General features: G+C 69.4%; 23 protein-coding genes and 1 tRNA gene. 16 read left to right on the top strand and 8 right to left on the bottom strand.

Annotation, left to right across the window (positions count from 1 at the left end; all coding sequences use genetic code 11):
- Nucleotides 1–7 precede the first annotated feature (7 nt).
- Complete coding sequence (locus tag AC3WS6_RS14690; RefSeq protein WP_492501778.1) at nt 8–604, bottom strand: 5-formyltetrahydrofolate cyclo-ligase; 597 nt, start codon at nt 602–604, stop codon at nt 8–10.
- 40 nt (nt 605–644) lie between these two features.
- Here AC3WS6_RS14690 and galU point away from each other — a divergent pair, with 40 nt between their 5' ends.
- From galU to AC3WS6_RS14670, 4 genes are all read left to right on the top strand, one after another.
- Nucleotides 645–1532: a UTP--glucose-1-phosphate uridylyltransferase GalU gene (gene galU / locus AC3WS6_RS14685; RefSeq protein ID WP_492501777.1), complete on the top strand. Its 888-nt coding sequence runs from the start codon at nt 645–647 to the stop codon at nt 1530–1532.
- A gap of 27 nt (nt 1533–1559) precedes the next feature.
- The gene (locus tag AC3WS6_RS14680; protein ID WP_492501776.1) at nt 1560–2189 is read left to right on the top strand and encodes a GNAT family N-acetyltransferase; all 630 of its coding nucleotides are present in this window, start codon (nt 1560–1562) and stop codon (nt 2187–2189) included.
- Between the two features lie 81 nt (nt 2190–2270).
- Nucleotides 2271–3116 (top strand): hypothetical protein, encoded by an 846-nt coding sequence (locus tag AC3WS6_RS14675; RefSeq protein WP_492501775.1) that lies wholly within the window; start codon nt 2271–2273, stop codon nt 3114–3116.
- 53 nt (nt 3117–3169) lie between these two features.
- Nucleotides 3170–3242: transfer RNA gene (locus AC3WS6_RS14670), tRNA-Ala, on the top strand.
- A 58-nt stretch (nt 3243–3300) separates the two neighbouring features.
- Here the strand turns inward: AC3WS6_RS14670 and AC3WS6_RS14665 are convergent.
- On the bottom strand, nt 3301–4524 hold the full coding sequence (locus tag AC3WS6_RS14665; RefSeq protein ID WP_492501774.1) for an OmpA family protein: 1224 nt from the start codon (nt 4522–4524) through the stop codon (nt 3301–3303).
- Nucleotides 4525–4545: 21 nt separating this feature from the next.
- Complete coding sequence (locus AC3WS6_RS14660; protein WP_492501773.1) at nt 4546–5334, bottom strand: IclR family transcriptional regulator; 789 nt, start codon at nt 5332–5334, stop codon at nt 4546–4548.
- 52 nt (nt 5335–5386) lie between these two features.
- On the opposite strand from AC3WS6_RS14660, the gene hutH reads away from it, so the two are divergent.
- The 6 genes from hutH to AC3WS6_RS14630 all read left to right on the top strand — a co-directional run bounded on the left by hutH (nt 5387) and on the right by AC3WS6_RS14630 (nt 12910).
- Nucleotides 5387–6928 carry a histidine ammonia-lyase gene (hutH, locus tag AC3WS6_RS14655; protein WP_492501772.1) on the top strand — a complete coding sequence of 514 codons (1542 nt, stop codon included), beginning with the start codon at nt 5387–5389 and terminating at the stop codon, nt 6926–6928.
- Entirely contained in the window at nt 6921–8576 is a 1656-nt protein-coding gene (hutU, locus tag AC3WS6_RS14650; RefSeq protein ID WP_492501771.1) for a urocanate hydratase, read from the top strand. Before hutH ends, hutU begins: the two co-directional genes overlap by 8 nt.
- Nucleotides 8573–9787: an imidazolonepropionase gene (gene hutI, locus AC3WS6_RS14645; RefSeq protein WP_492501770.1), complete on the top strand. Its 1215-nt coding sequence runs from the start codon at nt 8573–8575 to the stop codon at nt 9785–9787. Before hutU ends, hutI begins: the two co-directional genes overlap by 4 nt.
- On the top strand, nt 9768–10673 hold the full coding sequence (locus AC3WS6_RS14640) for an arginase family protein (protein WP_492501769.1): 906 nt from the start codon (nt 9768–9770) through the stop codon (nt 10671–10673). Before hutI ends, AC3WS6_RS14640 begins: the two co-directional genes overlap by 20 nt.
- 121 nt (nt 10674–10794) lie before the next feature.
- The gene (locus AC3WS6_RS14635) at nt 10795–11838 is read left to right on the top strand and encodes a Gfo/Idh/MocA family protein (protein ID WP_492501768.1); all 1044 of its coding nucleotides are present in this window, start codon (nt 10795–10797) and stop codon (nt 11836–11838) included.
- 7 nt (nt 11839–11845) lie between these two features.
- Nucleotides 11846–12910, top strand: a complete 1065-nt coding sequence (locus tag AC3WS6_RS14630) for a hypothetical protein (RefSeq protein ID WP_492501767.1) — start codon at nt 11846–11848, stop codon at nt 12908–12910.
- 4 nt (nt 12911–12914) lie between these two features.
- Here the strand turns inward: AC3WS6_RS14630 and AC3WS6_RS14625 are convergent, their stop codons facing one another.
- Together AC3WS6_RS14625 and AC3WS6_RS14620 are read right to left on the bottom strand one after the other, a co-directional pair.
- Complete coding sequence (locus AC3WS6_RS14625) at nt 12915–13658, bottom strand: SDR family NAD(P)-dependent oxidoreductase (protein WP_492501766.1); 744 nt, start codon at nt 13656–13658, stop codon at nt 12915–12917.
- Nucleotides 13659–13740: 82 nt separating this feature from the next.
- Nucleotides 13741–15018 (bottom strand): DUF445 domain-containing protein, encoded by a 1278-nt coding sequence (locus AC3WS6_RS14620; RefSeq protein WP_492501765.1) that lies wholly within the window; start codon nt 15016–15018, stop codon nt 13741–13743.
- Nucleotides 15019–15099: 81 nt separating this feature from the next.
- Here AC3WS6_RS14620 and AC3WS6_RS14615 point away from each other — a divergent pair, with 81 nt between their 5' ends.
- Nucleotides 15100–15372: a metal-sensitive transcriptional regulator gene (locus AC3WS6_RS14615; RefSeq protein ID WP_492501764.1), complete on the top strand. Its 273-nt coding sequence runs from the start codon at nt 15100–15102 to the stop codon at nt 15370–15372.
- A 27-nt stretch (nt 15373–15399) separates the two neighbouring features.
- On the opposite strand, the gene AC3WS6_RS14610 is transcribed toward AC3WS6_RS14615, so the two are convergent.
- On the bottom strand, nt 15400–16947 hold the full coding sequence (locus AC3WS6_RS14610) for an amino acid permease (RefSeq protein ID WP_492501763.1): 1548 nt from the start codon (nt 16945–16947) through the stop codon (nt 15400–15402).
- A 156-nt stretch (nt 16948–17103) separates the two neighbouring features.
- Between AC3WS6_RS14610 and AC3WS6_RS14605 the strand changes: the two genes are divergently transcribed.
- The 5 genes from AC3WS6_RS14605 to AC3WS6_RS14585 are packed head-to-tail and all read left to right on the top strand — an operon-like array spanning nt 17104 to nt 22124.
- The gene (locus tag AC3WS6_RS14605) at nt 17104–18459 is read left to right on the top strand and encodes a glutamine synthetase family protein (protein ID WP_492501762.1); all 1356 of its coding nucleotides are present in this window, start codon (nt 17104–17106) and stop codon (nt 18457–18459) included.
- Nucleotides 18440–19192: a gamma-glutamyl-gamma-aminobutyrate hydrolase family protein gene (locus AC3WS6_RS14600; protein ID WP_492501761.1), complete on the top strand. Its 753-nt coding sequence runs from the start codon at nt 18440–18442 to the stop codon at nt 19190–19192. The genes AC3WS6_RS14605 and AC3WS6_RS14600 overlap by 20 nt, the downstream gene beginning before the upstream one ends.
- Nucleotides 19189–20550 carry an aldehyde dehydrogenase family protein gene (locus AC3WS6_RS14595; RefSeq protein ID WP_492501760.1) on the top strand — a complete coding sequence of 454 codons (1362 nt, stop codon included), beginning with the start codon at nt 19189–19191 and terminating at the stop codon, nt 20548–20550. The genes AC3WS6_RS14600 and AC3WS6_RS14595 overlap by 4 nt, the downstream gene beginning before the upstream one ends.
- A 31-nt stretch (nt 20551–20581) precedes the next feature.
- Nucleotides 20582–21361: a 3-oxoacyl-ACP reductase gene (locus AC3WS6_RS14590; RefSeq protein WP_312173317.1), complete on the top strand. Its 780-nt coding sequence runs from the start codon at nt 20582–20584 to the stop codon at nt 21359–21361.
- 34 nt (nt 21362–21395) lie between these two features.
- Nucleotides 21396–22124 carry a FadR/GntR family transcriptional regulator gene (locus AC3WS6_RS14585; RefSeq protein ID WP_492501759.1) on the top strand — a complete coding sequence of 243 codons (729 nt, stop codon included), beginning with the start codon at nt 21396–21398 and terminating at the stop codon, nt 22122–22124.
- Between the two features lie 145 nt (nt 22125–22269).
- On the opposite strand, the gene AC3WS6_RS14580 is transcribed toward AC3WS6_RS14585, so the two are convergent.
- Both AC3WS6_RS14580 and AC3WS6_RS14575 read right to left on the bottom strand, forming a co-directional pair.
- The gene (locus tag AC3WS6_RS14580; protein WP_492501758.1) at nt 22270–23658 is read right to left on the bottom strand and encodes an aspartate aminotransferase family protein; all 1389 of its coding nucleotides are present in this window, start codon (nt 23656–23658) and stop codon (nt 22270–22272) included.
- 34 nt (nt 23659–23692) lie between these two features.
- Nucleotides 23693–25177 carry a CoA-acylating methylmalonate-semialdehyde dehydrogenase gene (locus AC3WS6_RS14575; RefSeq protein WP_492501757.1) on the bottom strand — a complete coding sequence of 495 codons (1485 nt, stop codon included), beginning with the start codon at nt 25175–25177 and terminating at the stop codon, nt 23693–23695.
- Nucleotides 25178–25300 lie beyond the last annotated feature (123 nt).

The following is a 25300-nucleotide window of genomic DNA, read 5'->3' as shown; positions in this document are numbered from 1 at the left end:
TCGGGGGTCAGCGCCGGGTCGGCGACAGGAGAAGGGTCTGCGTGGGGGTCACGACGCCGGTCACCGGCTGATCGTGCACTTCCCTCGGCAGGAGATCGAGTACCTCGGAATCATAGATGACCGCGTAGACCGGAGGGCACTTCTGCATGGATCCGATGGTCTTGTCAAAGTAGCCGCGCCCCCAGCCCATGCGCATCCCGCCCCGGTCGACAGCCGCTGCGGGGATGATCATCAGGTCGACATCGTTCACCGCGATGGGCCCCAGCAGCTCGCCTGTCGGCTCGGGGAGTCCGAAGAGTCCTTCGGCGATCTCGTCGTCGTCGGTCGCGACGGCCCAGTCGAGCAGGCCGTCGGCGCGGGTGACGGGCAGCAGCACCCGGATGCCGCGGCGCACGGCATCACGCACGAAGGTCCTCGTGTCGGGCTCGGTGGTCGTCGACAGGAAGCATGAGATCGACCGCGCGCCGAGCGAGTCGACCAGCTGGTCGAGGCGTTGGGTGAGGGACACGGCCAGGGCGTCGCGTTGCGATTCGCTCAGCAGCTGCCGTCGCTCTCGGAGTTCGGCGCGCAGTGCGCGCTTCTCGTGCTCGACGTCGTTCGCCATGCCTAGGAGTCTACGGCGGCTCCACCGCTAGGCTGTGGGGATGGGTCATCAGAAGATCAAAGCTGTCATTCCCGCTGCAGGACTGGGGACGCGATTCCTGCCCGCGACGAAGGCCATGCCGAAGGAGATGCTGCCTGTCGTCGACAAGCCGGCGATCCAGTACGTGGTCGAAGAAGCGGCGGACGCAGGGATCGACGACATCCTCGTCATCATCGGTCGCAACAAGAACGCCATCTCGAATCACTTCGACTCCGTACCGGAGCTCGAGGTGAAGCTCACGGAGAAGGGCGACATGGGGCGCCTCGAGCACGTGATGAAGTCGAGCGACCTCGCCGACATCCACTTCGTGCGTCAGGGCGAGCCGAAGGGCCTCGGGCACGCGGTGCTGCGCGCTCGCACGCACGTCGGCGACAGCTCGTTCGCGGTGCTCCTCGGTGACGACCTCATCGACGCGCGCGACCCCCTGCTGACCGAGATGATCGCCGAGCACGAGCGCACCGGTGCTGCCGTGATCGCCCTCATGGAGGTCGACCCGTCGAGCATCCACATGTACGGCGCCGCGGCCGTCGAGCCGCTCGAGGGCTCGGATGCCGTCAAGGTCACCGGGCTCGTCGAGAAGCCCCCGGTCGAAGACGCACCGTCGAACCTCGCGGTCATCGGCCGCTATGTGCTGCCCGCCTCGATCTTCGAGGAGCTCGAGCGCACCGAACCCGGCAAGGGTGGCGAGATCCAGCTGACCGACGCGTTGCAGGTGCTGGCGACCGATCCCGACGGCCCCGGAGTGGTGGGAGTGGTGTTCCGCGGACGTCGTTATGACACGGGCGACCGCGTCGACTACATCAAGGCGATCGTGCAGCTGGCCTCGGACCGCGAAGATCTGGGTACCGAGTTGCGTCCGTGGCTCAAGGAGTTCGCGGAGCGCCTCTAGGCGTCACGGCTGCGGGGAGCACGCAGAATGGAACTGGCGACGGGGATGCGGCGTGGCGCGATAGAGCTGCGTCTCGTGCGCCCTCGTGACGCTCGCGCGCTGCAGAATGAGCTGCTCTCGAACCGGCAGTGGCTGCAGCCGTGGGAGGCGACCGTGCCCTACGGGTCCGTGTCGTTCGACATGCGCGTCAGCATCCGTCGGCTGCTGCAGCAGTACAAAGAGGGTGCCGGCTACCCGTTCGTCATGGAGTACGACGGCGAGATCGCGGGTCAGCTCAACGTCTGGGGTGTCGCGCGCGGTTCGCTCTGCTCGGCCACGATCGGATACTGGGTGAGTGAGCGGTTCGCCGGCAAGGGGATCACTCCGACCGCGGTCGCTCTCGCGACCGACGCATGCTTCACGGAGTATGCACTGCATCGCATGGAGATCTGCATCCGACCCGAGAACGCCGCGAGCCTGCGCGTGGTGCAGAAGCTCGGCTTCCGCTATGAGGGGCTGCGCCGCCGGTACATCCACATCGACGGCGACTGGCGGGACCACTATGCGTTCGCGTTGACGCGAGAAGATGTGCCGCAGGGCGTGCTCGCGCGGTGGGTGAGCGGGCAGGTGCCGCCGGATGCGGCGACGATCCCGCCTGCGGATCGCATGATCATCTGATCGACGCCGCACGCAGAACTCGTCGCGACACGCGCTCGCGCAGAGCCTCGTCGCCGCCCCAGTTCCCGTACCGTTGGGGACATGGATGGGCCGGTGCTGAGCGGGGGAGTGATCGTGCTCGTCGCTGCGCTCCTGTGGATGCTCTATCTGCTGCCCTCCTGGCGCGGCCGGTTCCAGTACGACGCTGCCGAACGCAATGCAGTCCGACTCAATCAGGCCCTCCGTGTTCTCGCTGAGACGAGCGAGACCCCCGATGAGGTGCGCCTCGAACTCAACGCTCGCACGGCGCTCGCGCAGCAGAAGCTGGCGAAGCGCGTGCAGTCCGAGCGAGAGGCCGCAGAGCTCGAGGCACTCCGTCAGGAGCTCGCGGCGACCAGGGCCGACCCCGTCATCCGCCAGGCGCGTGCGCGTCGTCGAGTGCGGGTGACTGCCACCTCCCTTTCGGTGATCGGACTCGCGATCGTCGGCCTCGGTGTCTGGCAGCTGATCGTCGCGCAGACCCAGCTGCTGATCTGGGTCGGCGGTGCGCTGACCGTCGGTGCGGCGATCGTGCTGCAGCGGATGGCCGCCGTCGCCACCCGTGCGGCTCGTCGACCGGTTCAGGTCGCCGAGGCTCCGGCACCGCGCGTCGCGCCCGCGCTGCACGATCAGGGCCCCGCGACGTGGACTCCGCGTCCGCTTCCCGAGCCGCTCATGTCGGTCGCAGGATCGCGGGCTCAGGCCGCCCGCGCCGAGATCGAGGCGCAGGAGGAGCGTCGCAAGGCCGCGCGTCTCGCCGAGCTCCGCGAGCGGGCCGAGCAGATGGCTCCCAGTGCGCCGGTGCAACTGCCGGCGGCCTCGTCGCCGTACGCGCGTATGGGCTTCGTGGACGACGCCGAGATCGAGGCACACGTGCGCGACCTGCTCGCCAAGCGCGCTGCCGGGTGACGCCCGGGTGACGCGGACACCTCGTCGAGCGTGATAACGTAGACGAGGTTCACGGGCCTATGGCGCAGTTGGTAGCGCGCCTCGTTCGCATCGAGGAGGTCAGGGGTTCGAATCCCCTTAGGTCCACACCGTGAAGAAGGCCCCGGGCTCGCGCCCGGGGCCTTCTCGCATGCGCGATGACCGCCTACAGCGCGGCGGGGATGAAGATCTCGACCCGGCGGTTCAGCTGACGGCCGGCCGGGTTGTCGACACCGTCGATCTCGTTCGCGGCGACCGGACGGCTCTCGCCGAACCCTTCGGCGGTGAGGTCGGTCGTGACCCCTCGCTCCTGGAGCCCCTCGACCACCGACGATGCTCGCTGCTCGGACAGCACCTGGTTCTCGGCATCCGACCCGATCGCGTCGGTGTGGCCGCTCACCTGAGCCTCGGCGACATCGAGCGACGTGAACACCTCGGCCACCGCATCGAGCGTCGCCGCCGCGTCCGGCCGGATGTCGCTGCGATCGAAGTCGAACAACACTCCGTCTTCGAACGTGAGCGTCGTGCCGCACGAGGCGGCGGGCGCGAGAGCGCCGAGCGGCGGGAAGACCCCGAGTTCGGGTACCGGCGGGAGCGGCTCGGCGTCGATCATCTTCTCGTTCACGAGGGCAGTGCCGTCGCCGAAGTTCTGGATGGTGATGTCGCCGTCGGTGTAGTTGCCCGACCCGTCGCCGAAGTTCTGGATCGTGACCCCGCCCGCCGTGTAGTTGCCCGACCCGTCACCGAAGTTCTGGATGGTCACCTCACCCGTGGTGTAGTTGCCCGATCCGTCGCCGAAGATCTGCACGGTGCGGGAGGCGTCGGTGTAGTTGCCCGACCCGTCGCCGAAGTTCTGGATCGTGACCGTGCCGTCGGTGTAGTTGCCCGCGCCATCGCCGAAGTTCTGGATCGTGACTCCGTTGATCGTCGAGGTGCCCGATCCGTCGCCGAAGTTCTGCACCGACCCGTCAGGACCCGTGAACGTGCCTGATCCGTCTCCGTACAGGTACGCCGTGCCCGTGCCCGAGACCACAGTGCCGTCGGCGTCGCAATGCGCGGGCGATGCTGTGACACCCGGGAGGTCGGCGAGGGCTTCGTTGACCTCGATCGTGAAGGCCGAGGCCGAGGTGTCGAGCAGGGCGAGGTCGGGAAGCACGAAGAGCGGAACGGGCGGGAACTGGCCGGGTGCGTAGCCCGCCACGGTGGCCTCGGTCGCTGCAGAGGTCGGGGACGCTGACGGCGTCGGCGCGGCCGCGTCGGTCGAGGGAGCGGGCGGCTCGGGAGGCTCGGACGCGCACCCGGCCAGGGCTGCGGTGAAAGCGAGGCCGAACGCGGTTGCGGCGAGGGCGCGGCGACGGCCGCGCGATGTCACAGTCAGTGGCGAGTGCATGCTCACAGAGTAGCGACGCGGTCAGCGGGCCAATCGCGATTCGAGCACTGCGGCGGTGTCACGCACCGCATCCGCCAGCACCCGCTCATCGACGTCGGAGCCCGCCCAGGTGACGGCGACGGCCGCGACCGGCCATCCGGTGTGATCGTGCACCGCGGCGCCGACCGAGCGCAGCCCGTTGGCGACCTCGCTGTCTTCGATCGCGTGGCCGCGGGCGCGCACCTCACGCAGCACCTCGCGGAGCGCGCGGGGCGTGCGCGGACCGAGGCCCGTGCGATCGGGGAACGACGACGCGCTCGGGTAGAGCGCCCGCACCTGCTCGCGGGGGAGCGCCGCCAGCATGGCCCGCCCGGATGCCGTGAGGTGCGCGGGCAGCCGCACGCCGACATCCGTGACCAGGGCCGGGCGTCGCGGCGCGCGTTCCTCGACGATGTAGAGCACGTCGCCGCCGCTCATGACGGCGAGGTGGGCGCTCTCGCCGAGGCGGTCGGACAGCGCGGCGATCAGCGGCCTCCCCAACCGTGCGAGCGGCTGTTGGCGCGAATAGCCTCCTGCCAGCTCGAAGGCCGAGGTGCCGAGTCCCCACCGGCGCTCTTCACGCAGATGCATCACGAATCCGTGCGCCGCGAGAGTCGTGAGCAGGTGGTAAACGGTCGAGCGGGGCAGGCCGAGCTCTCGGGCGATCGCGGATGCGGCGACCGGGGCCGGCCGACCGGCGAGGTAGCGGAGGATGCGCAGGGTCTGGTCGGCCGCCGGAACCTGGGGCTCGGGGGAGTCTGAGGGGCGGCCACTGTCTGGAATCACAGACACAGCATGTCACGACCCCCTGATGCAGGGGCGCTCGGGGGTGTGGAATCAAGACATGAGTGATCCGCATTCCGTTCTCGTCGGCGCCTCCCCGCTGAGCCCTGCCGACGTCGTCGCCGTCGCCCGGCACGGCTCCCGCGTCGTCATCAGCCCCGACGCCCTCGCGCGGGTCGCCGAGACCCGCAGCGTGATCGACGGGCTCGCCGCAGACCCGCATCCGCACTACGGCGTCTCGACCGGGTTCGGCGCACTCGCCACGACCTTCATCGCGCCGGATCGTCGGCTGCAGTTGCAGGCGAGCCTGATCCGCTCGCACGCCGCAGGCACGGGTGCCGAGGTCGAGGCCGAGGTCGTGCGCGGCCTGCAGCTGCTGCGGCTGCAGACTCTCGCATCCGGTCGCACCGGCGTGCGCCCGATCGTCGTCGAGACGTACGCCGCGCTGCTCAACGCCGGCATCGTGCCGGTGGTGCGCGAGTACGGATCGCTCGGCTGTTCGGGCGACCTCGCGCCGCTCGCTCACATTGCGCTCGCCTCGATGGGCGAGGGAGACGTGCGCGATGCGGAGGGCACGCTGGTGCCGGCAGCCGAGGCGCTGAGCGCCGCCGGCATCGAGCCTCTCACGCTGGTCGAGAAAGAGGGGCTCGCGCTCATCAACGGCACCGACGGGATGCTCGGGATGCTCGTGCTGGCGCTGCACGATCTCGAGGCGCTGCTGCTGACGGCCGATGTCGCCGCCGCCATGTCGGTCGAGTCGCAGCTCGGGACGGACGCCGTCTTCGCCGCCGATCTCATGGCGCTGCGTGCGCAGTCGGGGCAGGCGGAGTCGGCGGCGAACCTGCGGGCGTTCCTGCACGACTCGCCGATCGTGCACAGCCACAAGGGGCCGGAGGACGGTCGGGTGCAGGATGCCTACTCGCTGCGCTGCTCGCCCCAGGTGCATGGAGCCGCGCGCGACACGATGGCGCACGCGGCGATGATCGCCGATCGTGAGCTCGCCAGTGTGATCGACAACCCCGTCATCACGCTCGACGGACGCATCGAATCGAACGGCAACTTCCACGGCGCGCCCGTGGCCGCCGTGCTCGACTTCCTCGCGATCTCGGTCGCTGACGTCGCCTCGGTGTCGGAACGCCGCACCGACCGTGCGCTCGACCCCGCACGCAGCCACGGACTGCCGCCCTTCCTCGCGGATGAGGTGGGCGTCGACTCCGGCCTCATGATCGCGCAGTACGCCGCGGCCGGCATCGTCTCCGAGCTCAAGCGGCTGGCCGTGCCGGCATCCGTCGACTCGATCCCGTCGTCGGCCATGCAGGAGGACCATGTGTCGATGGGGTGGGCGGCCGCCCGCAAGCTCCGTCGTGCGATCGACGGTCTCGGTCGCGTGCTCGCGATCGAGATCCTCACGGGCGCTCGCGCGCTCGACCTGCGGTCGCCGCTCACCCCGGGGCCAGCCACCGGTTCTGTGCGCGACCTCGTGCGCACCGTGGCGGAGGGCCCTGGGCCCGATCGCTTCCTCTCACCCGACATCGAAGCCGTGACCGCACTCGTGCAGTCCGGCACCGTCGCACGCATCGCAAAGGAGCACGCGCATGACTGACACGACCTCCCGGATCGTCCGGGCCGACCGCGGCAACCAGCGCACGGCCAAGAGCTGGGGTGCGGAGGCCGCGAAGCGGATGCTGATGAACAACCTCGACCCCGAGGTCGCCGAGCACCCCGAAGACCTCGTCGTGTACGGAGGCACGGGCAAGGCCGCGCGCAGTTGGGAGGCATATGACGCGATCGTCCGCACACTCGACGAGCTCGAGCCTGACGAGACGCTCCTCGTGCAGTCGGGCAAGCCGGTCGGCGTCTTCCGCACACACGAATGGGCGCCGCGGGTGCTGATCGCCAACTCGAACCTCGTGGGGGACTGGGCCACGTGGCCCGAGTTCCGCAAGCTCGAAGAGCTCGGCCTGATCATGTACGGCCAGATGACCGCGGGTTCGTGGATCTACATCGGCACCCAGGGAATCCTGCAGGGCACGTACGAGACGTTCTCGGCGGTCGCGCGATCGCTCGGCAAGGACTCGCTCAGGGGAACCCTGACGCTGACCGGCGGTGCAGGTGGCATGGGCGGCGCACAGCCGCTCGCGGTGACGCTCAATGACGGCGCCGTGCTGATCGTCGACGTCGATGAGTCACGCCTCGCACGCCGGGTCGCGCACGGCTACCTCGACGAGTACACGACCGACCTCGATGCCGCGGTCGCCCGTGCCGTCGCGGCGAAGGAGGCCGGAGAGGCGCTCTCGGTCGGTGTCGTCGGCAACGCCGCCGAGGTGTTCCCCGAGCTGCTGCGCCGCGGCGTGCCGATCGACGTCGTCACGGACCAGACCAGCGCGCACGACCCGCTCGCCTACCTCCCGGTCGGCATGACGGTCGCCGAGTGGAAGTCCGAGGCCGAGCGGGATGCCGAGGAGTTCACCCGGCGCTCGCGCGAGTCGATGGCGCAGCATGTCGCGGCGATGGTGGCGTTCCAGGATGCCGGGGCCGCGGTCTTCGACTACGGCAACTCGATCCGTGCCGAAGCGCAGCTCGGCGGTTTCGATCGCGCCTTCGAGTTCCCTGGCTTCGTGCCGGCGTACATCCGTCCCCAGTTCGAAGAGGGGCGCGGCCCGTTCCGCTGGGCGGCGCTGTCGGGCGATCCCGAGGACATCTACAAGACCGATCGTGCGATCGCGGAGCTCTTCCCCGAAGACAAGGCCCTGCATCGCTGGCTCGAGAAGGCCGGCTCGACCGTGCACTTCGAAGGTCTGCCCGCCCGCATCTGCTGGCTCGGATACAAGGAGCGCCATCTGGCGGGGCTCAAGTTCAACGAGATGGTGGCCTCGGGCGAGCTGGCGGCTCCGATCGTGATCGGTCGCGACCACCTCGACTCCGGCTCCGTGGCCTCGCCGTACCGCGAGACCGAGGCCATGAAGGACGGCTCGGATGCGATCGCCGACTGGCCCCTGCTCAACGCGCTGCTCAACACGGCATCCGGCGCGTCGTGGGTGTCGCTGCACCACGGCGGAGGCGTCGGCATCGGCCGCTCGATCCACGCCGGGCAGGTCAGCGTCGCAGACGGTTCGGCGCTCGCCGCCGAGAAGCTCGAACGCGTGCTCACCAACGACCCCGGCACCGGAGTCATGCGCCACGTCGACGCCGGCTACGAGCATGCCCGCGACGTCGCCCGCGAGCGCGGCCTGAAGGTGCCGATGCTGTGAGTGCCCTGTTGATCACGAACATCGGCGAGTTGACGACCAACGTCGGCTCGCGCGACGACGACCGATTCGGAACGCTTCACGACGCCGCCGTGCTCGTCGAGGCTGGACGCATCGCGTGGGTCGGATCCGCTCTCGACGCGCCGGCCGCCGACGAGACGGTCGACGCCCACGGTCACGCCGTGATTCCGGGGTTCGTCGACAGTCACAGCCACCTGGTGTTCGGCGGAGATCGCGCTGCTGAGTTCGAGGCGCGCATGGCGGGGCAGAAGTATGCCGCCGGCGGCATCCGCTCGACCGTCGCCGCGACCAGGGCGGCCAGCGACGACGAACTGCGCGCACGCCTGCGCGGATTCGTCGACGAGATGATCGCCCAGGGCACCACGACGGTGGAGATCAAGAGCGGCTACGGACTGAGCATCGATGACGAGGAGCGGCTGGTGCGTCTGGCCGCCGAGGTCACCCCGGAGGTGACGTTCCTGGGGGCGCACGTGATCCCCGCGGAGTACGCCGACCGCGCGGATGCCTACGTCGATCTCGTGATCGGACCGATGCTCGACGCCTGCGTCGCGCATTCGAAGTGGATCGACGTGTTCTGCGAGACCGGCGCTTTCACCGTCGAGCAGTCCCGCCGGGTCCTCGAGGCCGGCATCGCGAAGGGGCTGCAGCCGCGGGTGCACGCGAGCCAGCTGGGCCCCGGCGACGGGGTGCGTCTCGCGGTCGAGCTCGGGGTGGCATCCGTCGACCACGGCACCTATCTGACCGAAGCCGATGTCCTGGCGCTCGCGGCCTCCGACACGGTGCTCACCCTGCTGCCCGGGGTGGAGTTCTCGACACGACAGCCGTATCCCGATGCGCGTCGTCTGATCGACGCGGGCGTCTCCGTCGCGATCGCGTGCGACACGAATCCGGGTTCCAGCTTCACCTCGTCGATGCCCTTCTGCATCGCGATCGCGGTCCGCGACATGGGCATGACTCCCGCCGAGGCCGTGTGGGCAGCGACGGCCGGCGGCGCCCGCGCCCTGCGACGAGACGACATCGGAGTGATCGCGGCGGGGGCGCGCGCCGACGTCGTGCTGCTGAACGCCACCACACGCACTCACCTCGCGTACCGGCCGGGGGTGCCCCTCGTGCAGCAGGTCTGGAAAGAGGGCGTCGCGATGCTCGACGCCCCGACGACCGGAACGGAGGATCATGGCTCTCTCACACGATGATCGGTGGCCGCGCGCGGGGTCGTGGCCCTCTTTCGAAGGTCGGGATGACGCGGATGCCGTGCTGCTCGGTGTTCCCACGTGGCGCACCTCGCTCTCACCGACCGGCGCCCACGCGACGCCGGCGGCCATTCGCGACGCCCTGACCCGCTACAGCGCCACGCTCATGGGGCCGCCGGTGGTGGATCTCGCCGCAGCACTGCGCGTGCTCGACGCCGGCGACATCTCGGAGCCCGACGGCGACGACGGCATCGCCTCGACGGTCGCGCGGGTGCGCGAGCTCGCTGACTCCTCCCGTCTGGTGATCGCTCTCGGTGGCGACAACGCGCTGACCTATCCGGTGGCGCGGGGAGCGGGTGCCACCGGTCTCATCACGATCGACGCGCATTTCGATCTGCGTGACGGGGTGTCGAACGGATCGCCGGTGCGACGGCTCGTGGAGGACGCCCCGGAGGGCGAGCGGATCGACCCGTCGCGGATCGTCCAGATCGGCATCGCCGACTTCGCGAACTCCGCGGCCTATGCCGCGCGCGCCGCGGAGTGGGGCATCCGCGTCATCACCCTCGACGAGGTGCGGCGCCGAGGGATTCCGGACGTCGTGGCCGAAGCGGCGCGTATCGCGGGGTCGGGGCCGGCTGCCCGCATCCATGTCGATGTCGACGTCGATGCGGCCGACCGCGCGGCTGCCCCCGGGTGTCCGGCGAGCGTGCCGGGCGGGTTCGCCGCGACCGAGCTCCGTGCACTCGTGCGCGCGACCGTGGCCGACCCGCGCGTGGTCAGCGCCGACATCGCCGAGGTCGACGCCACCGCCGACACGGATGACATGCGCACGGTGCGGCTGGCCGCCCTGTGCGTCCTGGAGATGTTGGCGGCCCTCGCCACGCGGTGACGCCTGCACGTCGTCGATTCGGTTCACACGATCCATGCGCGACACGTCGGTGCCGCCGCGCGGTCGTCCGAGCGGCGATGTCTACGCTGGGGGAATCCCCCGAGAACCGAAAGGCTCATCAATGTCGCTGACCCTCCCTGCTCCGTCTCTGCCCGATCCGACGACCGTTCCCGCATTGCGCTGGGGTGTCATCGGCACGGGCATCGCCGGCAAGTTCGTGCACGCGATCCATGCCCACACCGAGCAGCGGGCGGTCGCTGTCACCGCGCGTGATCGCGGCAAGACCGAGGCCTTCGCCGCCGAACACGGCATCGCACGAGTGCTGCCGAGCGTCGACGCTCTCGTCAGCGACCCCGAGATCGACGTCGTGTACGTCGCGACGCCGCATCCGCTGCACCGTGATCAGGCTCTCGCGGCGATCGCGGCAGGCAAGCACGTGCTCATCGAGAAGCCGATCGCGATGTCGTCGGCCGAAGCCCGCGAGATCACGGATGCCGGCCGCGCGGCCGGCGTGCTGGTGATGGAGGCCATGTGGACCAGGTATCTGCCGCAGACCGACGTCATGCGCACGGTGCTCGCCGACGGTGTGATCGGTGACCTCCGTCTGGTCACGGCCGACTTCGGTTTCACCATGCCCTACGTGCCCGAGCATCGCCTCTGGGATCCGGCGCTCGGAGGAGGCGCGCTGCTCGACGCCGGCGTGTATCCGATCTCCTTCGCATCGTCGGTTCTCGGCGCGCCCACCGAGATCGTGGCCCGGGGAGACAGCGGGCCGGGTGGGGTCGATGTCCGGGCCGACCTGCTGCTGTCGTATGCCTCCGGTGCCCGGGCGTTCGCCAGCACGTCGTTGCAGACGGCGATGCCCGTGACGGCCGCAGTGCTCGGCTCGCGCGGCCGCATCGAGATCGGCAGCCCGTTCTTCGGTCCCTCGTCGATCAGCGTGACCCTCGGCGGCTTCGGCTCGTCGGAGACGGCCACCTTCTCGGACGACCGCTTCGAGGCGGTCCACGACGGCCTCGGGTACCAGGCGACCGCGCTGGCCTCGTATGTCGCGGAGGGACGAGTGGAGTCCCCTGTGCACACGCATGATGACGTCATCGGCGTGATGCACGTGATCGACGTGGCTCGCGCGGCGATCCGCGAGTCGGCGCCCTCGGCGGACTGAGCGCGTCATGAGCATCGTCGACCAGCTGCTGCAGGGGCCTCGGGGGCGTCGTCTGTGCCTCGCCTTCGTGTGCAACGCCGACGATGCACTGAGGACCGCGGTGTTCTGGCTCGGCCACCAGCTCGATCCGAGTCCGGGAACGATCATCCGATTCGGCACCGACGACAGTGAGCCCGTCGCGGACCCCACCTTCTCTGCCGCCGAGGTCGCCGATCTGATCCGGCGCGCCGATCTTCCCCTGCCCTCGGAGCAAGCCGTGCGCGATGCCATGGGCGAGTCCGTCGACCACGCGCGGTACTGGCAGGAGCCGGACGGCACGGATGCGGTGGCTGCGCTGCCCGAGGTGCACGACGCGCTGCGCCTCGTCGCCGAGAGACTCGTCTCGGCGATGCCGCACCTGACCGCACCGTTCTCGCCGACGCAGTGGGCGGTGGACTGGCGGCCGGCGTCTGACGGAGCGCCGCTCGACCGTGATCCGGCATCCGTTCTCGCGGCCTGGTCGCAGGAGCTGCGGGAAGAGGAGAAGCAGGCGTCGCACGATCGCCCCTCGGATCCGAGCGCGAACTTCTCGGGGTCGTGGTGGTCGGTTCCGTGGCAGCTGCGGACGACTCGCGCCCACGCGATCGACGCGCTGCAGTATGTGGAGGACTCGCTCGGCTGGAAGGTCGCGACCGTGATCCCCGTGCGGGGGACCGGCCGGATCCTCGAGGTGGCCTCGGCTGACGATTGGGCCGAGCTGTGCCGGGAGTTCCCGACGGACGTGACGGCATCTCGTCGCCACGACTGGTTCCGGGTGACGGGACGCGGCGGACGCTGGATCATCCCCGACTGGGAGCGCGTGGCCGAGCGGTGGGACGCCGTGCATCTCACGACTCTGGGATACCTCTCGGCGGCCACGCGCCTCATCGAGGTCGACGACGAGCGAGCGACGGTCATCGGCGGGTGGGCGCCCGACTCCACGGTGTGGCTCACCGACGCGATGCGCGAGTGGGAGGAGCCCCGTCAGGAGTGGCGCTTCGTCGAGGACGGGAGCCGGTGGCTGTGGGAGCCGGCGGGCGAGCCGGGAGCCTGAGGCGTCACTCGGCGACGTATCCGGTCGCCGGGTCTATCGACGCCAGGAACCCCCGGATGAACGCGACGGCCTCGTCGTCGGTGGGCGCAGCGCCGTCGGAGCGACCGGCCGCGAATCCGTAGCCGGGGAGGGGGCCGCTGACCCAGGAGTACTGGATCGAGTCCCCGTCACGGTCGACGTCGAAGGTCTCGCCGTCCACGGTGAGGGTGAAGAGCCTGGTCATGGGCCCATGCTCGCACGGAGCGCTACCCGACCACGAACCGGGGATCGTGCTCGTAGTCCTGTCGTCTGAGCTCGAGTGCGGCGGCGACCTGTGCGGGAGTCGTCGCCGACCAGCACTCGAAGGCGTTCGTCGTCGGTGGAGGCGACGTGCTCGAGGATCGCGGCCGCGGCATCCGCCGGTGTCGTGCCGCCGGCCGACTCGCCTGCGGGCCACGGCACCTCGGCGGTGCCGAACAGCTCGGTCCGCTGCTCGTCGTCGTCGCACTTCCGCGGCCATCGCCTCGCTGAAGGCCTCGAGCCCCCATTTGGTCGAGTTGTAGAGACCCAGCATCGGCATCGTGCCCACCGCTCCGACGGTCGAGATCTGAACGATGTGTCCGCCTCCCTGCTGCCGCATGATCGGGATCACGGCCTGGCTGAGCCAGAGCGGGCCGAGCAGGTTCGTGTCCATGATCGCGCGCACGTCTTCTTCGGATGCCTCCTCGACCGCGCCGATCAGGCCATAGCCGGCGTTGTTGACGAGCACGTCGATCCCGCGCGCCAGACGCCGGGCGATCGGCGAGCCGGTGCGCGTCGCGCGTGCGTGCTCGACAGCACGATCCGCAGTGTCAGACCCCCGGGATGAGCAGGTGCGCGATCGTGAAGATCGCCAGCCCCGCGAGGGCGCCGACGAACGTGCCGTTCAGGCGGATGTACTGCAGGTCGCGGCCGACCATGAGCTCGATCTTCTCGGTCGTCTCCACCGGATCCCAGCGCTCGACGGTGTCGGTGATGATCGACGCGATGTCGTGTCGGTAACGGTCGACGAGGAACACGGCCGCATCCGACACCCAGGTGTCGACGCGGTGCTGCAGCGCGGCATCCGTCGTGAGCCTGTCGCCGACCTCCTGCAGAGCCTGAGCCGCGCGCACGCGCAGTCCGCTCTCGGGGTCTGCGAGGGCGGTGAGCAGGCCGTTCTTCGCCGTGTTCCACGCCTCGGCCGCGAGGGCGCCCACGCGGGGGCTGTCGAACAGCGAGGCCTTGGCGTTCTCGAGCTTGGCCCTCGTCGCGGGGTCGTTCTGCAGACTGTCGGCGAGGCGGGCGAGGTAGCCGTCGACGGCGATGCGGGCCGGATGCTGCGGATCGGCCTGCACGGCGCGCACGAACTTGACCGCTTCGTTGTAGGCGGTGTCGTCGACGAATCGGTGTGCGAGCTTCGGCACCCACCCCGGGAGCCTCCGCGAGATGAGTCCTGAGAACGACTCGGCGTTCGCATCCAGCCAGCGGCCGATGCTGTCGGCGGCGAGGTCGACCGCGCCGTGATGCGCGCCGGCCTCGACGATCTTCTCGAGCCAGGCGCCGGCGGGCGGGCCCCACTCGGGAGAGACGAGGTGCTCGCGAGCGAGGTCGGTGATGAGGTCGCGCACGTCATCGTCGCTCAGCGCGTTGAGCACGGCGGTCGCGATCGTCGCACCCTCGGCCGCCACGCGCTCGGCGTGGGCGGGCTCGCGCAGCCATTCCCCGGCGCGCTTCGCGATCGCCGTGCTCGCGAGCTTGGTGCGCACGACGCTCGCTTCGAGGAAGTTGGTCTCGACGAACTCGCCCAGCGTGCGGCCGATCTCGTCCTTGCGATTGGGGATGATCGCGGTGTGCGGAATGGGCAGACCGAGCGGCCGGCGGAACAGGGCCGTCACGGCGAACCAGTCGGCGAGAGCGCCCACCATGCCGCCCTCCGCGGCGGCGCGCACGTAGGCCAACCACGGCTGTCGTTCCTGGAAGGCGAACGCGATGATGAACACGACGGCCATGAAGATCAGGGCCCCGAGGGCCACCGCCTTCATCCGTCGAAGAGCGCGGAGTCGTGCCTGGTCTGCGGGCGACAGGAGCGCCATCGGGGTTCGCGGCATGACGTCATCCTTTCACGCGGAGCTCCCGCCGAGGTCGGCTCCCCACGCCTGACAGCCCCGGGAGCCGAGTACCCTCGAAACGTGATCGAAGACATCAAGAAGCGTGCGCTGCACCGCACCAGCATCCTCGAGGGTCAGATGCGCGGCGTCGCGCGGATGATCGAGAACGAGGAGTACTGCATGGACATCATCACGCAGTCCCGCGCGATCCAGCGATCACTGGAGTCCCTCAACCGCCTGCTGCTCGAGAACCACCTGCGCACGCACGTGACGCACATGTTCGACGAGGGCGGGGAGGAGCGCGACAGGGCCGTCGACGAACTGCTCAAGGCGTTCGACTTCGACCGCAAGTAGGGTCGGGCCTGTCGCGCTCCTGCGCCCTCAGCGCTTCTCGTCGAAGACCTCGCCCTCCATGGCGTCGTAGCCCTCGGCCTGCGGGTCGCCGTGCGTTCCTCCGGACAGGGCGTACTCCTCTTCGGGAGAGAGGATCAGGCGGTGCCGGAAGAACAGGCCGAACCCGAGCAGGATGATGGCGTACACGATCGCGATCGCGATGATCGCGGGCCCGAACGTCGGATTGAGCAGGAAGCCCACGAAGATCAGCGCGGCGATCACGAGCGCGATCACGGCTCCGGGGATACCCCAGGGGCTCACGTACGGACGATCGACGTTCGGGAACTTCCTGCGCAGGATGATGAACGACACGAGCTGCAGCCCGTAGGCGACGACGGCTCCCCACACGGCGATGTTGAGCACGATCGCGCCGGCCACGGATCCCGCGCCCTCGGAGTCGACGGCCGTGAGCACGTCGAGCACGACGAGGGCGATGAAGCCGATGGCGGCACCGACGGTGAGCGCGACCCACGGCGTCTGTCGCTTGCCTGTGAGCGAGAGGAAGCGCGGGTAGTAGCCGGCCCGCGAGAGCGAGTACATGTTGCGCCCGTAGGCGAACATGATGCCCTGCAGTGAGGCGAGCAGGCCGATGAGGGCGAACAGGGCGAGCACGGCGGCGAGCTGATCGCCCACGATCGCCCGGAAGCCGTCGAGCAGCGGTTCGCCGGCGGTACCGGTGGCCTCCGCGCCGATGACTCCGGTGTTGAGGAACAGCACCAGGAGGCCGGTGACGATGAGGGTGCCGCGGGCCCAGAAGCCTGCCTTCGGGATGTCGCGGGTCGGGTTGTGCGACTCCTCGGCCGCCAGGGGCAGCTCCTCGATGCCCAGGAAGAACCACATCGCGAAGGGGAGGGCGAACAGGATCGGCAGGACGCCGTGCGGGAGGAACGCGGTCTGACCCTCGTCAGGGACGATGTCCCACAGGGCATCCCACGAGAATGCGCCCGAGAAGATCGCCATGGCGGAGAACACCAGGATGATGCCGATGGAGATGACCGAGACGACGATCGCGAAGCGGAAGGAGATGGCGGCGCCCGCGGAGTTCAGGGCGATGAAGACGATGTAGAGGATGAGGTACCAGACCCAGCCCGGCAGCTCGAGTCCGAGCAGCTCGGTCGTGATGCCGTTGGCATAGGACGCCGAGAAGTAGACGATCACCGCCGTGGTCGCGACGTACTCGATGGTCTCGGCGGCACCGGTGACGAGACCGCCCCACGGGCCCATGGCCGAGCGGGCGAACGAGTAGGCGCCGCCGGTGTGCGGCATCGCGGCCGCCATCTCGCCGATCGCGAAGATCATGCCGTAGTACATCGCCACGAGGATCGCGAACGCGATGAGCATCCCGCCGAAGCCCGCGAAGTCGATGCCGAAGTTCCATCCCGAGAAGTCGCCCGAGATCACCGCGGCCACTGCCAGGCCCCACAGGCCCCAGACTCCTGCCGACCTCTTCAGGGTCCGTTTCTCGAAATAGTCACTCCCGGCGCGTGTATAGGTCGCTCCGGCGACCTTGCGGGATTCATTGCTCTGCTGGGACATCCGCTCTCCGTTCGCATGCGTGCAGGCGCCGGGTGCACCTTGCGGACGATTGTGACAGTCAATGGTGGTTTCGTCTACCTTTAAACGTCGAGGTGATCTACTCTGAGGGCGAAGCCGGTCGGCCGATCGCTTCACCGCACGAGAACGGAGCGTCAGATGTCGGGCAACCTGAGCATCGAACAGCTGGATGCCGGCATCGCCGCCGGCGAGATCGACACGGTGATCGTGGCCTTCGCGGATGCGCAGGGGCGACTGGTCGGCAAACGCGTGTCGGCACGGCTGTTCCAGGAGGACATCCTGGCTCATGGGGCCGAGGCCTGCGACTACCTGCTCTCGGTCGACGTCGACATGAACACGGTCGACGGCTATGCGATGTCGGGGTGGGATCGCGGCTACGGCGACATGGTTCTGAAGCCCGACGTCGAGACCCTGCGCAACATCCCGTGGCTCGAGGGCACCGCACTGGTCATGGCCGACCTCGTCTGGCAGAACGGTGAACCGGTCGGGCCCTCGCCCCGAGCAATCCTCGATCGACAGCGCGACCGTCTCGCCGAGCGCGGCTGGACCGCCTACTCGGGCACCGAGCTCGAGTTCATCGTCTTCGAGGACACCTATCGCGAAGCATGGGCACGCAAGTACGAGGGGCTGACGCCGGCCACCGACTACAACGTCGACTACAACCTGCTCGCCTCGACCCGTATGGAGCCGCTGCTGCGCGACATCCGCAACAGTATGGACGGCGCGGGGCTCTACTGCGAGGGCGTCAAGGGCGAGTGCAACTTCGGCCAGCAGGAGATCGCGTTCCGCTATGCGGAGGTGCGCGAGACCGCCGACCAGCACGCGATCTACAAGAACGGTGCCAAGGAGATCGCCGAGCAGCACGGCAAGGCGCTCACGTTCATGGCCAAGTTCAATGAGCGTGAGGGCAACAGCTGCCACATCCACCTGTCGCTGCGCGACGAGTCGGGGGCGCCCGTGATGGCGGGCGACGGCGAGCACGGCTTCAGCCCCGTGATGGAGCACTGGATCGCCGGCATCCTCGCGACGCTGCGGGAGTTCACCCTGCTGTTCGCGCCCAACATCAACTCCTACAAACGGTTCGCGAAGGGCAGCTTCGCCCCGACCGGGGTCGCGTGGGGCATCGACAACCGTACGTGCGCGCTGCGCGTGGTCGGCCACGGATCGGGGCTGCGGGTCGAGAACCGCGTGCCCGGGGGAGACGTGAACCCGTACCTCGGCATCTCGGCCATCATCGCCGGTGGCCTGTACGGCATCGAGAACGAACTGCCGTTGCCCGAACGGTTCACCGGCAACGCCTACGAGGATGCGGTCGACCACCTGCCGACCACTCTGCGCGAGGCGGCGAAGCTCTTCAGCGAGTCCACGATCGCGCGCGAGGCGTTCGGCGACGACGTGGTGGAGCACTACCTGAACCAGGCACGCATCGAGGTCGAAGCCTACGACGCGGCCGTCACCGACTGGGAGCGCATCCGTGGCTTCGAGCGCCTCTGACCCGGCGCCGCTGATCGGCGTCACCACATATCTCGAGCGGGCACAGCAGGGGGTGTGGGATGTGAGGGCGGCGTTCCTGCCCGAGCAGTACCTCACGAGCGTGACCTCCGTCGGCGGGATCGCGCTGCTTCTTCCTCCGCAGGATCCGGATGCCGCGGACGCGGCGATCGCGGGCATGCACGGCCTTGTGCTCTCGGGGGGTGCCGACGTCGCTCCCGAGCTGTACGGCGAGGACCGGCATCCACTCACCGACCCCGCCCGTGTCGATCGGGACGCGTGGGAGCTCGCGCTGTTCCGGGCGGCGGAGCGTCGTGGCATTCCGGTGCTCGCGATCTGCCGCGGCCTTCAGCTCGTGAACGTCGCCCGTGGCGGCACTCTGCAGCAGCATCTGCCCGAATCGCTCGGCACCGAGAAGTACCGCATCGGCGGAGGTGTCTTCGCCGAGAACGACGTCGAGGTGTCGACCGAGACGCCACTCGCCGAGATCATCGGCGAGACCGAGATGCGGGTGCACAGCTATCACCACCAGGGCGTCGATCGGCTGGGCGAGGGGCTCGTGGCGGCGGCGCATTCCGACGACGGGCTCGTGCAGGCCTTCGTCGACACCTCGGCCGGCCACATCGTCGGCGTCCAATGGCATCCCGAGGAGAACGCCGAGGATCGGCGCCTCTTCACCGATCTCGTCTCACAGGCTCGTGCGTTCGCCGCACGGCGGAAGGAGGACGCCCGATGAGCGCGTTCACAGTCATCAACCCGTCGACCGGCGCGGCGATCCGCGAGGTCGCCCGGGCCGACATCGGCGAGACGGATGCCGCGATCGCTCGCGCTGTCGCGGCGCAGCGCCGATGGACGGCGCTCGCTCCCGTCGCGCGCGCCGATGCGCTGCGGGCCTTCGCTCGCACGGTCGAGGCCGCCGTCGAAGAGCTGGCGCAGCTCGAGGTGCTGAACTCCGGGCATCCGATCGGCTCCGCGCGCTGGGAGGCCGGTCACGTCGCGCAAGTGCTCAACTACTACTCCGCCGACCCCGAGCGGCTGTCGGGTCGACAGATCCCGGTGGCGGGCGGACTCGACGTCACCTTCCACGACCCGTACGGCGTGGTCGGGGTCATCGTGCCGTGGAACTTCCCGATGACGATCGCCGCATGGGCGTTCGCGCCGGCGCTCGCCGCGGGAAACGCCGTGGTGCTGAAGCCGGCCGAGCTCACGCCTCTCACGGCCATCCGCCTGGGCGAGCTCGCCCTCGAGGCGGGCCTGCCTGAGGGTCTCTTCGAGGTCGTCACAGGGTCTGGGTCGGTGGTCGGCCAGCGCCTCGTCGAGCATCCGGATGTGCGCAAGGTCGTGTTCACGGGGTCGACCGAGGTCGGCATCGAGGTTGCAGCCGGATGCGCGCGTGCGCTCAAGCCGGTGACCCTCGAACTCGGCGGCAAGAGCGCCAACATCGTCTTCGCCGACGCCGACCTCGAGAAGGCGGCCGCCGCGGTGCCCGGATCGGTGTTCGACAACGCGGGTCAGGACTGCTGTGCTCGCAGCCGCCTGCTCGTGCAGCGTTCGGTCTACGACCGCTTCCTCGAACTGCTCGAGCCGGCCGTCGCGGCCTGGCGGGTCGGCGACCCGTCGAGTACCGACACAGACATGGGGCCCCTGATCTCTGCCGCGCACCGCGACACCGTGTCGGGCTTCCTCGACGACGCGACCATCGCGTTCCGGGGGAGCGCTCCTGAGGGCGACGGTTTCTGGTTCGCACCGGCCGTGGTGCTCGCCGACCCCGCCGACCGGATCGCTCAGCAGGAGGTGTTCGGCCCGGTCGTCGCGGTCATGCCCTTCGACGACGAGGCCGATGCGATCCGCCTCGCGAACGACACCGCCTACGGCCTCGCCGGCTCGATCTGGACCGAGAACCTCGGTCGTGCCGTGCGGGTCTCGCGCGGAGTGCAGAGCGGTGTGCTGTCGGTGAACTCGCACTCGTCGGTGCGGTACGCGACGCCCTTCGGCGGCATGAAGGCATCCGGACTCGGGCGTGAGCTCGGACCGGATGCCGCCGAGCACTTCACCGAGACCAAGAACGTCTTCTTCGCGACCGACGAATCCTGACCCGCTTTCCCACCTGCAACGGAGAACACACATGAGCATCGATCTGACCCAGCGCCTCAAGGACCGCGTCGCCATCATCACCGGTGGGGCCAGCGGCATCGGATTCGCCACAGCCCAGCGCTTCGCCGCGGAAGGCGCGTTCGTCGTCATCGCCGACGTCGACCCCGCCACGGGCGAGAAGGCGGCGGCCGAGGTCGGCGGCGCGTTCCGTCCTGTCGACGTCGCCGACGAGGGCAAGGTCAACGCGCTGTTCGACGGCGTCGCCGAGGAGTTCGGCCGCATCGACATCGCCTTCAACAACGCAGGCATCTCGCCCGCCGACGATGACTCGATCGAGACCACCGAGCTGCCCGCCTGGGATCGCGTGCAGGACGTGAACCTCAAGAGCGTGTACCTCTGCAGTCGTGCCGCGCTGCGTCACATGGTGCCGGCGGGTCGCGGATCGATCATCAACACCGCATCCTTCGTCGCGCTGCTGGGATCGGCGACCTCGCAGATCAGCTACACCGCATCGAAGGGCGGCGTGCTGGCGATGTCCCGCGAACTCGGCGTGCAGTTTGCGCGGCAGGGAGTGCGCGTGAACGCCCTGTGCCCGGGACCGGTGAACACGCCGCTGCTGCAGGAGCTGTTCGCGAAAGACCCCGAGAGGGCGCAGCGTCGTCTCGTGCACGTGCCGATGGGTCGCTTCGCCGAGCCGTCGGAGCTCGCGGCCGCCGTGGCCTTCCTCGCCTCAGACGACTCGTCGTTCATCACCGCGAGCGCATTCGTCGTCGACGGCGGCATCACCAACGCCTACGTCACTCCGCTGTGATCCGCGCTCATGTCGCTGTGACAGGCTGAGACGCATGAGCGAGAACCCTTCCGACGGTGATCTCGTCGAGGTGCGCCGGGCGGTCTACCGGCCGCTGCGCCGTGGCAACGCCCTCGAGGATGCGGTCGCTCGTCTCGTGCAGACGATCCGTCTCGGCGTCGTCGCTCCGGGGGAATCGCTGCCCCCGGAGCGCGAACTCGCGGCATCCTTCGGCGTGAGCCGCGACACGGTGCGCGAGGCGATCCGCGAGCTCGCCGACACCGGGTACCTGGTGCCCAAGCGGGGCCGGTACGGAGGGACGTTCATCGCGGATCCGCTGCCCCAGCCCTCGGATGCCGGTGCCGTGACCGCGGCCGAGATCGACGACGTGCTCGGGCTTCGGCGGGTGCTCGAGACCGGGGCGGTGCGGGCTGCGGCGGGGCGGACGCTCGATGCGGCGACCCGCGCGGACCTGTGGGCGCGGCACGAGGCGGCGTTGCCCGCCGGCCCGGAGGAGTACCGGCGCCTGGACACGCTGCTGCACCTCGCGATCGCCGAAGCCGCCGGCATCCCGTCGCTTGTCGCACTGGTCGCCGAGAACCGGGCGGACGTCAACGCCTGGCTCGACACCTTCCCGCTGATGCCGCGCAACATCCAGCACTCGGGTGAGCAGCACGAGCGCATCGTCACCGCGATCCTCGCCGGGCGCCCCGACGCCGCCGAGGCCGCGATGCGCGATCACCTCGCAGGTTCTGAGGCGCTGCTGCGCGGCTTCCTGATCTGACGCGGTCGCGACTCACGGGGATACCCGTGCCGGCTGCCAACTCGTGCGGCGAGCTCCCCCTTGAGTTGGCGCCTGTTGTCGGTGTGGCGCGTGGATAGCGGCATCAGGTGCCAACTGAAGACTGAGGTGTGGGTGGGGATGGGGGTCAGGCCTGGGCGTGCTCGTCCGCGACGGCGAGAGCCTCGTCGAGCACGGTGAGACCGCGCACCAGGTCGTCTTCGCTGATCACGAGCGGCGGGGCCACGTGCATGCGGTTGAAGTGCGTGAACGGCCAGACGCCGGCCTTCTTGGCGGCGGCGGCGAAGGCGGCGACCGGCGCAGCATCCGCTCCGCTGGCGTTGAACGGCACGAGTGGCTCGCGCGTCTGCTTGTCGCGCACGAGCTCGACGGCCCAGAACAGGCCGCGGCCGCGCACCTCCCCGACGCTCGGGTGGGTGTCGACCCAGCGGCGCAGGGTCGGCTCGACGATGCGCTCGCCGAGGTCGCGCACGCGCTCGAGGATGCCGTCGCGGCGGAACACCTCGAACGTCGCGACACCCGCGGCACACGCGAGCGGGTGGCCCGAGTAGGTGAGTCCGCCGGCGAAGGGCGTGGTGTCGAAGGCGCGCGCGATGCGCTCGGAGATGACGACGCCACCGAGCGGCACGTAGCCCGAGTTCACGCCCTTGGCGAAGGTGATGAGGTCGGGGCGACCGTCGTACGCGTCGATGCCGAACCACTCGCCGAGCCGGCCGAAGCCGACCATGACCTCGTCGGCGATGTAGACGATGCCGTAGCGATCGCACAGTTCGCGCACGCCCGGCAGGTACCCGGGCGGCGGCACGAGCACGCCGTTCGTGCCGACCACGGTCTCGATGATGATCGCGGCGATCGTCGCGGGTCCTTCGAGCTGGATGGTCTGTTCGAGGTGGGCGAGTGCGCGCTCCGACTCCTGCTCGGGCGTCTCGGCGTGGAACGGCGAGCGGTAGAGGTACGGTCCGAAGAAACGCACGGCTCCGGAGTCGGGCGTGCCGTTCGCCCACCGGCGGGGGTCACCCGTCAGCGAGATCGCGGTCGAGGTCGACCCGTGGTAGCTGCGGTACATCGAGAGCACCTTGTGGCGGCCGGTCGATTGACGTGCCATGCGCACCGCATACTCGTTGGCCTCGGCGCCGCCGTTCGTGAAGAAGACCTTCTCGAACCCGTCGGGTGCGACCTCGACGATGAGCCGGGCGAGTTCGCCGCGCACGTCATTCGCCATCGCCGGCTGGATCGTCGAAAGACGCCCCGCCTGCTGCTGGATCGCCGCGACGAGGTCGGGATGCTGGTGCCCGAGGTTCAGGTTCACCAGCTGGCTCGAGAAGTCGAGGTAGGCGTTGCCGGCGTAGTCCCAGAACGTCGAGCCCTCACCCGCGGCGACGGGGAGCGGATCGATCAGGCCCTGCGCGCTCCACGAGTGGAACACGTGGCCGCGGTCATCCGCTCGCACCTGCGCCTCGGCCTCGGGGGCGGGAAGCGGATGCGATGCGCCGTGGCGGTCGATGAAATTCGTCATGTCTCGTGTCTCGGTTCTCTGTCTGCTCGGGAGCTCAGTGATTGCTCGGGAAACCCAGGTCGATCTGCGAGGGCGTGTGGTCGGGCCAGCGCGTGGTGACCACCTTCGACCTGGTGTAGAAGTGCACCGACTCGGGGCCGTAGATGTGCGAGTCGCCGAACAGCGAGTCCTTCCATCCGCCGAACGAGTAGGCGCCGATCGGTACGGGGATCGGCACGTTGACGCCGACCATGCCGACCTCGATGTCGAACTCGTACTGACGGGCGGTGCCGCCGTCGCGCGTGAAGATCGCGGTGCCGTTGCCGTAGGAGTTCGCGTTGACGAGCTCGACGGCCTCGGCGTAGGTCTCGACGCGAACCACCGACAGCACCGGGCCGAAGATCTCGTCGTCGTAGACCTTCATGCCGGGAGCGACCCGATCGATGAGGCTGACCCCGATGAAGAAGCCGTCGGAGTCGAACTCCTTCGTCGTGCCGTCGACCACGACGGTCGCACCCTCTGCGGTGGCGCCGGTCACGTAGGAGGCGACGCGGTCGCGGTGCTCGCGGGTGATGAGCGGGCCCATCTCGCTCGCGCCATCCGTGCCCGCGCCGATCGTGAGTCCGTCGATGCGCGAGGCGATCGCTGCGACCAGGTCGTCGGCGATGTCTCCCACCGCGACCAGCACCGAGACGGCCATGCAGCGCTCGCCGGCCGAGCCGTATGCGGCCGAGACCGCGGCGTCGGCCGCGGCGTCGATGTCGGCATCCGGCATCACGACCATGTGGTTCTTCGCGCCGCCCAGAGCCTGCACGCGCTTGCCCGCGTTCGCCGCCCGCTGGTAGATGGAGCGGGCGATCGGGGTCGATCCGACGAAGCTGATCGCGTTCACCCGCGGCGACTCGAGCAGCGCGTCGACGGCCTCCTTGTCGCCGTTAACGACATTGAGCACGCCGTCGGGCAGTCCTGCCTCCTGGAAGAGCTTCGCGATCCAGATGGCCGCCGACGGGTCCTTCTCGCTCGGCTTGAGCACGACCGTGTTGCCGCAGGCGATCGCCGAAGCGACCATCCACAGCGGCACCATGACGGGGAAGTTGAACGGCGTGATCGCCGCGACGACGCCGACGGGCTGCTTGACCGAGTGCACGTCGACGCCGCGCGAGACCTGCTCGCTGCGCTCTCCCTTGAGCAGGTGCACGAGGCCGGCGGCGAACTCGACGTTCTCGATGCCGCGCGAGACCTCGCCGGCGGCGTCCGAGAGCACCTTTCCGTGCTCCGAGGTGACGATCGCCGCGAGCTCGGGTGTGCGCTCCTTGAGCAGCTGACGCAGGCGGAAGAAGACGTCGGCGCGCTTGATGAGGCTCGTCTCGCGCCAGGCGGGCAGAGCGGATGCCGCGGCGGCGATGGCCTGGTCGACCTCGGCGGTCGACGCGAAGGCGACCTGCTTCGACACCTGACCGGTGGCCGGGTCGAAGACCTGTCCCGTGCGCGCCGCATCGGCGGTCTCTGCTCCATTGATGAGGTGACGGACGATGTCCACGGGACTCCTTCGAGGGGGTGCGGGTGCGGTACGGGTATGGGTGCGGCGGGCTGTTCGGGGGGCGTGGGGGCTCCACTTCGGGGGCCGACACGCCACCTGACGGACGCGCAGCCGTGCGGCATC

The organism is Microbacterium sp. EB106-03-03-XG65, assembly GCF_058791955.1.
This window is presented reverse-complemented; position numbering and strand designations above follow the sequence as displayed.